Here is an 11257-nt window from a genome sequence, read left to right on the forward strand (position 1 = left end):
GCCCGCCATCAGCACCAAGATCGCCGCGATCATCCACCGTTTCATATGCACATCCTTCCTATCCCGCTCCGTCGGAGCGGCGGACGGAATAGGTCGGGGCTGTGACATGACGGTGAATGCTCTGTCATATGGGCGATCAGAAGCTGGTGGTGAAGGAGGCGTAGACGGCGCGGGGTTTGCCCTCGAATTCATAGCCGTAGAAATAGGCGTCGCTGTTCGCCGCAATTTCGCCGCGCAGGAAGGCGGAACTGAAGCGCATATTGCCGTAGCCATAGCGTTCGGCATATTTGGTGTTGGTGATGTTGACGACGCGAAGCTGGAAGCGATGCTGCCGCTCGTCGCCCGCCCAATAGGCAATCGACCCGTTCATGACGAAATAATTGCCGAAATTGTTGCGGAACCGGGCGGCCATGCTGCCATCGGGTTGGCGAACATTGCCGCCGCCGGTCGCATATTCCGGCCCCTGATAGCGCGGTAGCAGGGTGACGTGGAACCGGTCATTCGCGCTATGCCAGGCGACATTGCCGGTGATCATATATTCCGGCGTCTCGTTGATCTGAAGATCGGTGCCCGCGAGGCGCGCCTGTTGCTTCGTGTAGTTGATGTTGGCCGTGAACTGCTTGCCGAGGATAAAATCCATGTCCGCGGTGATGCCCCGAATTTCGGTGACGGCGCTGTTGTTGAACCATGTGTTAGGCGTCAGGCCCGACGTACCCTGGATACGGTTGCTGATGTCGGTGCGGAACGCGCCAACTTCGGCATTGATCTGCACGCCGCCGAAGGTTTTGCTGAACCCCACCGCGCCATTATAGGTTTCGGTCGTTTCGGTCTGCAGATTGGGGTTGCCGACCTGGGTCGGGCTGACCGAGAAAAGTTCGTTGGTGCGCGGCAGGCTGTAGGACGTGCCGCCGTTGCCGCGAATGTAGAAGGGACCGATCGGCTGGCGGAAGCCGAATTTCCAGATGGTCTTGGAATCGAAGCTCTTGGCGAAATCGGTGCGGACCGCGAGCGAAATCTTGGTATCCGGGCTGAAGGGGATGACTGGCCGCGCGTCCAAATAAAGACCCGTGATCGTCGTGGAAGCATCGCCGACCGGGAAGACCGGATCGGAGTCATCCTTGTAGGATACGACCTGGACCCCCGCGACGAATTCGACCAGCTTGGGGAAGGTGAAGGTGTTGCGGAAATTGAGACCCCGCTCCTGAAAGCCGCCAACCTTGGAGTCCGCGCCGAAACCCTTGTTGGGATAAGGGGTCGACCGGCCCGTGGCGTCGCCGAAGCGGATCGGCTGGCCCTTCACATCGACACACCCTGCGCGATTGGTGCAGGTTTCGGCGAAGGTTTCAGTATTGTTGAGCCGTGGGTTGCTCCAATAGCCGGTCAGTTCGGAGTAGATCGCATCGGACCAGCGCCGGTCGATCGAGAAATCGATGATCGGGTAGCGGACCCGGTTCGGCGAGAAGGTTTCATTGTCCGGGAACGGATCCTGAAATTCGATCTGGGTATATTGGCCGTTGAGCCGGAAGTTGGTGTCGTCGTCGATCTTCCAGAGATATTTGACGCCGATATTGTTGCGGTTGAGCGGATATTTCTGGATGCCGCCAGCTTTGGCGACGTTGTCGACATAGCTTTCCGGCGCGAAGATGCGCGGGCCGTCGGTCTGCTGGCTGCTGCCATAGACCATGACACTATGCCGCCCTTCGGCATCCAGCGCGAATTTGGCATTGCCCCACAATTCGCGCGAATTGAACTCGCCATAGCTTGCGCCCAATTCCACCTTGTTGGTGCCGTCGGGACGCTTGGTGACCAGACTGATGACGCCGATGCCGCCGTTCGATCCGAAGAAGAGGCTGTTGCCGCCACGGAATACTTCGACCCGTTCGATCATGTGCGGGTCGATCGTCGTCGATCCCCAAATATCTTCCAGCGCCGGGCCACGATCGTACAGCGGCACGCCATCAAGGACGACGAGCGTGTCGCGGTCGCCGCCGCCGTCGAGGCGAATGGTATATTCGCCCTCGTCCGGCGAATAGCCGATATTGGCACCCTTGATGAGGAATTGGGCCAGTTCCGCGAAGTTGCTGGCACCGCTGGCGGCGATCGCTTCGGAACTGACGATCTGGATATTGTTGCCAAAGGCGATGGCATCGGCCGCCACTTTGGTCGCTTCGACGCGCTGGCCGGTCACGATGATCGATGAAGCAGCAGCCTCGGCTTCGGCGGTTGCTTCGGCAGCGGCGGGTGCCTGGGCGATGGCCGTTGTCGGCAGCAGGCTGGCCCCCAGCAACAGGCCAAGATGCACCGCGCCGAATTTCGATCGGCCGTAAGGACGTGAATGCTTCACCATGACAATACCCCCAAAAATGTTCGGGTTGCCGGGGCAGCAGCATGTCGTGGAACCGACTCGATGCTGCAGCGCGTCAACCGCTTGCAGGGGTCAAGTAGGAGGCCGATGTGACAATTGAATGAACATTACTCAATTTTGTATCGCATTAAAAATGAGTTTGCTGTGGTGGGAAGGCACGCAGCGTTGAGCCCGATTAAAATACACTCAATTTTGCAGGGCGACGAAATGCTGTTAGAGGTGGTTCGCGCCCGCGCTCGCCATTCAGGACTCTCATGACAGCCCCTACCCCCAAACGCCGTGCCCTGCCGACCACCGACAATGGTCCCATCGACAACACGCTCAATCGCATTCGCGTGGCCCAGCCGGGCATGGCGAAGGGGGCGAGCCGGATCGCCGATTATATCCTCGCCCAGCCCGAAAAGATCGTCGGCATGTCGGTGACCGAATTGTCCGAAGAGACGGGCGTGAGCGAAGGCAGCATCATCAATTTCTGTCGCGGTATCGGCCTGTCCGGCTTCCAGCAGATGAAGCTCAGCCTGGCCCAGGAAATCGTGCAACCGGTCCAGTTCATCCACGAAGATGTCACGCGCGATGACGACATGGACACCATCTGCCGGAAGGTATTTCATTCCGGCATTCAGGCCTTGCGCGATTCGCTGTCGGTGCTGGACCCCACCGCGCTGTCCCGCGCGGTCGACATGATCCGCGCGGCCAAGCGCGTGGAAGTCTATGGCATCGGCTCGTCCGCGCCGATCGCCGAGGACACGCATTATCGCATGTTGCGCATCGGCCTCGACGCGCGGGTGGTGGTCGATAGCCATGTGCAGGCGATCTGCGCATCCCGATGCGACCCCGATGTCGTCGTGCTGACCATCTCGCACAGCGGCGCCACGCATGAGACCGTGGCGGCCACCCGGCTGGCCAGGGAGGCGGGCGCGAAAACCATCGTCATCACCAATTTCGCCCGTTCGCCAATCCAGGCCTATGCCGACCTGGTCCTGTTCACCATGGCGCGCGAGACGAGTTTTCGCACCGAGGCGATGACCAGCCGGATCGCGCAGCTCTGCGTGGTCGATGCGCTGATCGCGGCCTTGGCGCTGGCGGATTATGAGCGCTCGACCGAGACGCTGCGCCAGACGTTCGACGTTCTGTCGATCAAGCGCTTTTGAGGCGCAACGCCGCTTACCAGTTGAGGATGTCGTCCAGGGTCAGCCCGGCATCCGGCCCGATGAGTATGGGGTAGATGCCATAATCGATCGCGCCTTTTCCGTCCGTTTCCGGATTGTCGCCGATCATCACGGCGTCATGCGGTGCGACGCCAGCGACTTCACAAGCGCGCGCAAACAGGAGGGGGCCGGGTTTGCCGACCGTCACCATAGGAGCAGTCGGTACACAGGCCAGCAAGGCCGCGAGCATCGCCCCGGTTTCCGGCACGATATGGCCATCGGGTCCGGGATGCGTCGTATCGACATTGGCGACGATCAGCTTCGCGCCTCGCTGCAGAGCGTTCGCTGCACGGCATAATTTGGCATAGGTAAAGCGCGTGTCGCGCGTCAGCAGGATCTGATCCGGCGCGTCCCGCACAAGCGTCAGCCCCATCTGCCGGGCATAGGCTTTGATCCGCGTCGTTCCGAGCAGCAAGGTGCGGGCCTCCGGCGTCTGCATGGCCAGGCGTACCGCTTCCGCACCGGCAAGGATGATCCGATCCGGCGCGATATGGACATTCGCCTGGTTCAATATGCGCATGAAATCTTCGGGCAGATGCGTCGAATTGTTGGACAGAATGACGACGCGATCCGCATGCCGCTCCAACAGCGTGCGCGCCGCCGGGATCAGAGTGTTGCCGATCATCACACAGCCGTCCCAGTCGAGGAATATGGCGGCGGCATTGTCGAAAGCGCATTTCGGCGATGGGGAAGAGGATGCCCCATATCGCATAATCTTCATTTGCATGAGCGACCCTTTGGCAACCTGCCTCCGAAATACTCATATATTTCATGTTGTAAAGTGAGATTATCTCAAAATAAGTTAGTGCTTATATCGTTTAAGAGGCGTTACATACCATCGGACACACTCGCTAGGGTCTCGCCGTGATGCCCTGTAAAAGCACAGGGTGAATGGGGCCTGCTCGGCGATATCAGCCTGTAGGGAATCGTATGACGATCGCCGTCCCGACCCGCATATCGCCCAATTCGACGCGGGCACCCATGCGCTGCGCGGCGGATCGGACGATCGCCAGGCCAAGGCCCGTGCCATCAGGCCCCTGCGCGCCGCCCAGCCGGACGAAACGCTCGAAGATCGCTTCCCGTTTGTCAGGCGGTATGCCGGGGCCGTCGTCACGGACGGCCAGCAGCGTTTCGCCCTGCCGCCGCGACAAGGTGATCGATACGGTGCCACCGCGACGGTTGTAGCGGATGCCATTGTCGATGAGGTTCGCGATGATCTCGAACGCCAAAGTGCGGTGGCCGGATATGCCATAATCCGTCCCGTCGTTTGCCTCCAGGTTGAGTTCGACACCGGCCATGATCGCCTGGTTGATCAGGCGGCTGATCACGGCGGAACAGACTTCCTTGAGGTCGACGGCCTCCAGCGGGGCGGACACGCCCGCTTCCTCGGCGCGGGCGAGCGCGAGAAGCTGGGTCACGAGCCGTTCAAGCCGCGTCACAGCATCGCTGATCTCGTCAAGGGCGCCGCTCGATCCGCGCCGGGCCAGCGCGACCTGCACCTTTAGCACGGACAAAGGCGTGCGCATCTGGTGCGACGCATCGGCGGTGAAGCGGCGCACGCCGCCGGTCGCCGTGTCGAGCTGCGCCAGCAACTGGTTGAACGCCGTTGCCAGCGGCTGCAACTCCCTAGGCAAGGGCCCGTTGTCGAGCGGCGAAAAATCCGGACGACTGCTCAGTTCTCGCGACTCGATCGCCTCCCGCAACCGGGCAAGCGGGCGCAGGCTCCACCCCAGCGCCGGGCGTAGCAGCAAGGCCGCCATCCCCACCAACACTAATTCTGCCAGCAGCAGCGCGCCCAACAGCCGATTGGTCAACGCCTTGCGATTGTCGAGCGTTTCGGCGATCTGCACGATGACGGGACGATCGATCCGGGGCAGCATCCGCTTCACCTCGCCGATGCGGATGTCCTGGTCACGATAGCGGGCGAAGCGGAAACGGGGCTGGTCGGTGACCAACGTTTCGGGGTCGGGCGCGGGCAGGTCGGCATAGCCGGTCAGCAATTCGCCTCCCACGGCGATGCGGTAATAGACATTGTCGCGTTCGCCATTTTCCAGCATGCCAAAGGCTGCGGGCGGCAGGTCGAGCGTCACGTCGCCCCGCTCGACCTGCACCGTTTCGGCAATGGCGCCCAGCGCGCCGCCCAAGACCCGGTCGTTGGTGCGGCGCACGACATCGGCGATCAGCGTCGCGCCGCCGATGCCGACAATCGCCGCCACCGCCAGCAACGGCCCCAGCATCGCCGCCAGCAAGCGGGTGCGCAGCGCAATGGCCTGGCGCGGTTCCGGGCCTGTCTCAGTCGGCATCGAGCATATAGCCAACCCCCCTCACCGTGCGGATACCGGGGCCATCGGGCGCCAGCTTGCCGCGCAGCCGGGTGACATGCACCTCGATCGCATTGCCGCCCACCGGCTCGTCGAAACCGAACACTTCGCCGATCAGCAATTCGCGCGGCACGACCTGGCCCGCACGGGTCGCCAGCGCGTCAAGCACCGCCAGTTCGCGGCGGCGCAAGTCCAGCGATCGCCCGGCAATGTCCGCCATGCCGGTCGAGCGGTTGATCGTCAGCGCGCCAACGACAAGCTGCGGTGTCGGATCGCCGCCGCGCCGCCGCCCCAGAGCGCGCACGCGGGCTTCCAGTTCTTCCGGCTCGAACGGCTTGCGCAGATAATCGTCCGCGCCCAGATCCAGCCCGCGCACGCGGTCGTCCAGTGCATCGCGCGCCGTCAGCATCAGGACGGGCGTGCGCGCGCCGCGCCTGCGCAATTCGGCCAGCACCGTGAAGCCGTCGATATCGGGAAGGCCAACGTCCAGTATCGCCAGCGCATAGGGTTCGCTGCCGATCACGGCCAAGGCATCCTCGCCGGTCGCGACATGATCGACGGCATGCCCCCCTGCACGGAGCAATGCCGAAATGCTGCGCGCCAGCGCGGCGTCGTCCTCGATGATCAAAATGCGGATGGGGCACCGGTTGCTGAAAGGTTGATGACAGGTTCCTTTTGTATGCCACCCTCGCATCTTATCCGAACATAGAGGCGGAAAGCGAGGAGATGGAGTGATGCGATGGGTTATTCTGAAGATAGCGATACTGGCAAGCCTGGCCGTGCCCGCCATCCCGGCGCGCGCGCAGCAGCGCCCGACCGGCTATCCGCGCTCCTATGACCAACTGATCGCCGCCGCGCGCGTCGAGCGGCAGGTCAGCGTCTACGCCAATGCCGATCGGGCCGAGATGGTGCCGATCATCCTCGCCTTCAAGCGCCGCTATCCCGGCGTCACCGTCAATTACGCCGACCTGGGCTCGGCCGAAATTGCCCGCCGCTTCCTGGCCGAGACACGCGCGCGAAAGCCGTCCGCCGATCTTGTCTGGTCATCCGCGATGGACCTGCAAGGCAAGCTGATCAACGATGGCTTCGCGCAGGCCTATGCCAGCCCGGAAAAGCCCGCTCTGCCCGCGCCGGCGGTGTGGAAGAATATGGGCTTTGGAGTCACGGCCGAACCGATCGGCTATGTCTACAACAGAAAGGCGATCCCGGCGGCGCGGGTACCGCGCACCCATGCCGCGCTTGAAGCGATGTTGCGGCGCGACCGCCGGGCGCTGACGGGCAAGGTCACCACCTTCGATCCGGCGCTGTCCAATGTCGGCTATCTGTACCTGACCGAAGATTTCGCGATTACCCGCGATACCCGGTCGCTGGTGGAGGCGATGGCCGCGACCCGGCCCGTGCTGGCCACGACAACGGAAGCGATGTTGCGCGCGGTGGCGCAAGGGCGGCAGGCGATCGCCTATAATGTCATCGGCTCCTACGCGCTGGAGCGGGCGCGGCGCGATCCCCGGATCGGCGTGGTCTTTCCGCAGGACTATACGATCGTCACCTCGCGCATTGCCTTCATCGCGCGTGACGCGCGCCATCCGGCGGCGGCAAAGCTGCTTCTTGATTTTCTGCTGTCGCGCCAGGGGCAATCGCTGCTGGCCCAGCACAGCCTTTGGCCGGTGCGGACGGACATCCGCGCCCGCCGCCTGCCCGCTGGCCAGGCCCGCCCGATCCGGGTCGGCCCCCAGCTTCTCGTCAATCTCGATCGCGTCAAACGCCAGCGTTTCCTGCGCGATTGGAACGATATTCTCGTCGCCGGAGCCAAAAGCCAATGACCTCGTCCTTCCTGCGCGGCGGTTGTGCCGCGCTGGCGCTGATCGCCGCTACGCCCGCTCTGGCCCAGGCACCGAGTAACGCCGACCTGGCCGATCTGGTGCGCGCGCAAGCGGCAGAGATTGCCATGCTGAAGGCGCGGCTCGACAAGCTGGAAGGACCGACGGCGGCCACGGTTGCGCCAGAGGCCATGGCCGCGCCGCAAATGGCGCAGCAGCAAGCCACCTCGCCGCCGATGATCGTCAGCCCGTTCGCACCGCAGATTGTGCCGCCTGGTCCTGCCGATATCGACGTGGCGCAAGCGCGCGCCATCGCGGCCGCTGAAGTCGGCCTGAAGACCGAATGGGGTGCGGGGCTGCCGGTATTCCGCAGCGCCGACGGCATATTCACCTACAAGCCGCGCGGCCGCATTCTGGTTGACGTCAGTTCCACCATGGGTTCGCGCTATGGTGGCCGCAACACCACCACGACTGGCATGCGCGCGCTGCGCCTGGGCCTAGAGGGCTGGGTTGGTCCCCATTTCTTCTACCAGTTCGAAACCGATTTCTCCGAAAATGAAGTGGATATTGTCACCGCCTTCATGGGCTGGCGCAACAAGATCAGCACCAATGTCGATTATGACGTGCGCGTCGGCCACCTGTTCAACGACCGCGCGTTCGAAGGCAGCACGGGCTCTGACTCCACGCCCTTCCTGGAGCGTGGTACGGTATCGACCGCCATCATTCCGCAACGCGGCTTCTACGGCATCGGCATCATGGGCCGGATGTTCGGCCCCAACTGGCATGCATCGGTCGCCATCACTGGTGACCGGGTCGACGGGCAACAGGCGACGAACGACAGCCGCACCGTGTCGGCACGCGCGCACTGGAACCCGGTCAAGACCGACAAGACGCTGTTGCATCTGGGCGCTTGGGGCTTCGATGAAGCCTTGTCGAACGCCGCGACCGTCCTGACGCGCAGCACCGTGATCGGCGGACGCTTCAACGGCGCGGTGCGGGTCAGTACGGGCGACCTGCTCGGCGGCCGGTCGACCACCGGCTATGGCGTCGAACTGGGCGGCTATAGCGGCGGCCTGTGGGTGATGGGCGAAGCGGGCCAGCGGATCGCCCGGCTCGACGCCGGTCGGCCTGATTTCAAGAGCAAGGCCTGGAGCGTATCGACCGGCTTTTTCCTGACCGGCGAACTGCCGCCTTACAACCCTCGCCTTGGCAGCTTCGGCCAGCCCAATGTGCTCGATCCCGTCCTCGACGGCGGCACCGGTGCGATCGAGCTGACCGCACGCTATGAAAATCTCGACTATACCGATCTGGCCCTGGGCGGCGAGGGTTGGGCCGCGACCGTAGGGGTCAACTGGTATCTCAACAGCTTCACCCGCTTTCAGCTCAACGGCATCCAGTGGCACAGCGACAATCGTGCCGGCACTTACACCGGCAGCGACGATGGCCAGACCATCTCCGCCCGCGTCGGCGTGACCTTCTGATCCCCCTTCCTCCAGTTCTTTCAAGGACGCAGCGATGAACCTCGCCCTGCTCGGCTTTCTCATGGTCGCCACCTTCATGACGCTGATCATGACCAAGAAGATGACGCCGCTGGTCGCGCTGATCGTCATTCCCTCCGTCTTCGGCGTCATCGCCGGGCAATCGGCGGGGCTGGGCGACATGATGATCGAGGGTATCAAGAATTTGGCGCCGACCGGCGTCATGCTGCTGTTCGCGATCCTCTTCTTCTCGATCATGACCGACACCGGCCTGTTCGATCCGCTGGTCGCGCGGCTGATCCGTATCGTGCATGGCGATCCAATGCTGATCCTGATCGGCAGCGTGGTGTTGTGCGCGCTCGTCAGCCTCGATGGCGATGGATCGACGACCTACATCATCACCATCGCCGCCTTGCTGCCGCTGTACAAAAGGTTCGGGATGAACCGGCTCTATCTATGCTGCCTATTGATGGTGACTAGCGGCGTGATGAACCTGACGCCATGGGGCGGGCCGACCGCCCGTGCCGCGAGCGCGCTGAAGCTGGACCCGGCCACGCTGTTCCTGCCGCTGATCCCCGGCATGATCGCGGGTCTCGCCTTTCTGGTCGGCCTTGCGGTCTGGTTCGGGCGGAAGGAACGCCGCCGCTTGGGCCATGTCAGCGTCCAGCAATCGCACGCGATGGCCGACCTGGCGGTCTCGCAATATCCAGAGGCGCGCCGCCCGCGTCTGATCTGGTTCAACGGTGCGCTGGTCGTGGCGCTGCTCACCCTGCTGGTCTGGGGCCTTTTACCGCTGTCGGTCCTGATGATGATCGCCTTCGCCATCGCCATGATCGTCAACTATCCGGGCGTCGCCGAGCAGAAGGAGCGGATCGCTGCCCATGCCGGCAATGTCCTGTCCGTCGTCTCCCTCATCTTCGCGGCGGGCATCTTCACCGGCATATTGGGCGGCACGGGCATGGTCGAGGCGATGAGCAAGGAAGTCGTCGGTTTCATTCCGCCTGCGCTCGGCCCTTATATGGCGCCGATCACGGCGCTGCTCAGCCTGCCCTTTACCTTCTTCATTTCCAACGATGCCTTCTATTTCGGCATGCTACCCATCCTGGCCGAAGCAGGTGCCCATTATGGCGTGGAGCCGATGGCCATCGCCCGCGCATCGCTGATGGGCCAGCCTGTCCATCTGCTCAGCCCGCTGGTGCCGTCCACCTATTTGCTGGTCAGCCTGGCCGGTATCGACCTGGCCGATCATCAGCGCTTCACCCTGCTGCCCGCAGCGGCGGTGTGCATCGTCATGACGCTGGTGGGCATGATCGCGCTGGCTTTCCCGCTGGTCGCCTGACGCAACCGGCGCGCCGGGGCCGATTAACTGAATAACAGGCGCGCCGACGCAGCGGCGCTGCCTTATCGCTGTTTCTTGGCCATTGTCGCTGTGAAATCGGGATCCTTGTTCGCCACCCAATCGACGAATTTGCGGATGTTGGGATTGTCCAGCAGGCCATCCACCACCATCCCGTGGCGCTGCAGCTCGGAATTGGTGAAATTCGCGATCAATGTCTGCTGGCATATGGGGTGCATGGGAACGACGTCCCGCCCGCCCCGGCTCTTGGGCACGGGATGATGCCACACGATGGTCTTGCCCGTCGGCCGACCGCACAGCCAGCAAGGAACGACCGGCGCTGGCACCCTCCTCGACATGCGAGTCATCATAGGAACCATGTTTCGAATGTTTGCGGGCCATCATCTACCTGAATGTCGTAAGATTATGCATCGTCCGTAGAACCACCACGGCGACATTACCACATCGGACATCCAGGCGCGGACCGCCGCATCAATACCATGTGCAATAAGGCACTATTTGCATGGCTGGCCTATTTCCAGACTGCACCTCGCATTGAATCATTTGGACTGGGGATTGCGTATAAAATAACCCCGCCGGAGCTAGCTCACGGCGGGGCCAAGGTTCAGGGAGATGTCGCTCCAAAGGGGGAAAGAAGCGACACCCTATATCTAGCCCGTCTTATTCACCGGCGGCATGGGATGGGGTTGGCGGACGTGGCGTAAGTTA

Annotated in this window: 8 protein-coding genes and 1 pseudogene; 4 read left to right on the top strand and 5 right to left on the bottom strand. The window is 62.8% G+C overall.

The features are described 5' to 3' along the window. Positions 1-136: 136 nt before the first annotated feature. On the bottom strand, positions 137-2347 hold the full coding sequence (locus tag IL54_RS12890; RefSeq protein WP_052027690.1) for a TonB-dependent receptor plug domain-containing protein: 2211 nt from the start codon (positions 2345-2347) through the stop codon (positions 137-139). 272 nt (positions 2348-2619) lie between these two features. Here IL54_RS12890 and IL54_RS12895 point away from each other — a divergent pair, with 272 nt between their 5' ends. After that, positions 2620-3516, top strand: coding sequence for a MurR/RpiR family transcriptional regulator (locus tag IL54_RS12895; RefSeq protein ID WP_037476176.1), 897 nt, complete (start codon positions 2620-2622; stop codon positions 3514-3516). A 13-nt stretch (positions 3517-3529) separates the two neighbouring features. Here IL54_RS12895 and IL54_RS12900 read toward each other — a convergent pair whose 3' ends face one another. From IL54_RS12900 to IL54_RS12910, 3 genes are all read right to left on the bottom strand, one after another. Further along, positions 3530-4300 (bottom strand): HAD-IIA family hydrolase, encoded by a 771-nt coding sequence (locus IL54_RS12900; RefSeq protein ID WP_337587984.1) that lies wholly within the window; start codon positions 4298-4300, stop codon positions 3530-3532. A 184-nt stretch (positions 4301-4484) separates the two neighbouring features. Beyond that, on the bottom strand, positions 4485-5876 hold the full coding sequence (locus IL54_RS12905) for a sensor histidine kinase (protein ID WP_037476178.1): 1392 nt from the start codon (positions 5874-5876) through the stop codon (positions 4485-4487). After that, on the bottom strand, positions 5866-6519 hold the full coding sequence (locus IL54_RS12910) for a response regulator (RefSeq protein WP_037478628.1): 654 nt from the start codon (positions 6517-6519) through the stop codon (positions 5866-5868). The genes IL54_RS12905 and IL54_RS12910 overlap by 11 nt, the downstream gene beginning before the upstream one ends. A gap of 109 nt (positions 6520-6628) precedes the next feature. On the opposite strand from IL54_RS12910, the gene IL54_RS12915 reads away from it, so the two are divergent. The 3 genes from IL54_RS12915 to IL54_RS12925 are packed head-to-tail and all read left to right on the top strand — an operon-like array spanning position 6629 to position 10531. Next, on the top strand, positions 6629-7717 hold the full coding sequence (locus IL54_RS12915) for an ABC transporter substrate-binding protein (protein WP_037476182.1): 1089 nt from the start codon (positions 6629-6631) through the stop codon (positions 7715-7717). Further along, a complete protein-coding gene (locus tag IL54_RS12920) occupies positions 7714-9195 on the top strand; it encodes an OprO/OprP family phosphate-selective porin (RefSeq protein ID WP_037476185.1) in 1482 nt (493 codons plus the stop codon). Before IL54_RS12915 ends, IL54_RS12920 begins: the two co-directional genes overlap by 4 nt. A gap of 34 nt (positions 9196-9229) precedes the next feature. Then, complete coding sequence (locus tag IL54_RS12925) at positions 9230-10531, top strand: CitMHS family transporter (protein ID WP_037476188.1); 1302 nt, start codon at positions 9230-9232, stop codon at positions 10529-10531. Between the two features lie 62 nt (positions 10532-10593). Here IL54_RS12925 and IL54_RS12930 read toward each other — a convergent pair. Then, positions 10594-10930 (bottom strand): annotated as a pseudogene (locus tag IL54_RS12930) (hypothetical protein). Positions 10931-11257: the final 327 nt, after the last annotated feature.

Origin of the sequence: Sphingobium sp. ba1, from assembly GCF_000743655.1 — a bacterium.
Lineage (GTDB): Bacteria > Pseudomonadota > Alphaproteobacteria > Sphingomonadales > Sphingomonadaceae > Sphingobium.

Excerpts from the sequence above, each read along its gene's own strand:
- IL54_RS12920 (WP_037476185.1), top strand. The coding sequence starts at position 7,714 with ATGACCTCGTCCTTCCTGCGCGGCGGTTGTGCCGCGCTGGCGCTGATC.
- IL54_RS12905 (WP_037476178.1), bottom strand. The coding sequence starts at position 5,876 with ATGCCGACTGAGACAGGCCCGGAACCGCGCCAGGCCATTGCGCTGCGC.
- IL54_RS12900 (WP_337587984.1), bottom strand. The coding sequence starts at position 4,300 with ATGCAAATGAAGATTATGCGATATGGGGCATCCTCTTCCCCATCGCCG.
- IL54_RS12895 (WP_037476176.1), top strand. The coding sequence starts at position 2,620 with ATGACAGCCCCTACCCCCAAACGCCGTGCCCTGCCGACCACCGACAAT.
- IL54_RS12915 (WP_037476182.1), top strand. The coding sequence starts at position 6,629 with ATGCGATGGGTTATTCTGAAGATAGCGATACTGGCAAGCCTGGCCGTG.
- IL54_RS12925 (WP_037476188.1), top strand. The coding sequence starts at position 9,230 with ATGAACCTCGCCCTGCTCGGCTTTCTCATGGTCGCCACCTTCATGACG.
- IL54_RS12890 (WP_052027690.1), bottom strand. The coding sequence starts at position 2,347 with ATGGTGAAGCATTCACGTCCTTACGGCCGATCGAAATTCGGCGCGGTG.